Raw genomic sequence first — 794 nt, 5'->3', positions numbered from 1 at the left:
GCGAACAGCATCTCGACTTTCTTCCGCTGGCGGCGTGAGACGAGATAGGCGTCGCTGGTGGCGATCTCGCGGGCCAGATCGCGAGCGCCCTCGTGGACCGAGCGCATGATCTCGCGGGCCAGATCGCGAGCGCCCTCGTGGACCGAGCGCATGATCTTGCGGGCTGCCAGCTTCGGCGTGCAGCGCTCCTTGAGTGAGCAGGCGCCGCAGTCCTTCTCGCGGGCCCGGTAGCGGATGAACCCATCGGCATTGGCGCGCGGACGCGGGGTGCTAAAGTTGCGGTTCGAGGGACGTAGGCGATTGCCGCCGGGGCAGATATAGCTGTCGTCCTCATGGTCGAAGGTGAAGGCCGATCGCCCGAAGGTGTCGTCGCGGCGCGCGGACTTGTCGAACACCGGGATATGCGGCTCGATGCCGCGGTCCTCGACCAGCCAGGCCAAGTTCGGCGCGGAGCCATAGGCGGTATCGGCAACCAGCTTCTCGGGCCACAGGCCGAAGCGTTCCTGCGTGCGCTCGATCATCCGGCGCTGCGCGAGCACCTCAGCCTGGCGGATCGCGGTCGTCGCCTCGACATCGACGATCACCGCATGGTCGAGATCGATCAGGTAGTTCGTGCTGTAGGCGTAGAACGCCGAGCCGCGCGTTGCCGCGGTCCAGCGCGAGGCGGGATCGGTGATGTTTATGCGCTTGGGCGTCACTGGGGTCGATCCGCCGAAGGCGGCATCGTCGAGCACGTAGAGATATTCGGCCACCGCGCGGCCCGCAGCCTCGGGTGGCAGGCCTTCTTCCCCCGG

General features: G+C 67.3%; 1 protein-coding gene. It reads right to left on the bottom strand.

The genetic code is table 11. The features are described from left to right. Positions 1-794: transposase (locus K4G67_RS17385; protein ID WP_239807498.1), on the bottom strand; the 794-nt coding region annotated here is incomplete at both ends.

The sequence above is a fragment of the Croceicoccus hydrothermalis genome (genome assembly GCF_022378335.1).
Taxonomy (GTDB): domain Bacteria; phylum Pseudomonadota; class Alphaproteobacteria; order Sphingomonadales; family Sphingomonadaceae; genus Croceicoccus; species Croceicoccus hydrothermalis.
This window is presented reverse-complemented; position numbering and strand designations above follow the sequence as displayed.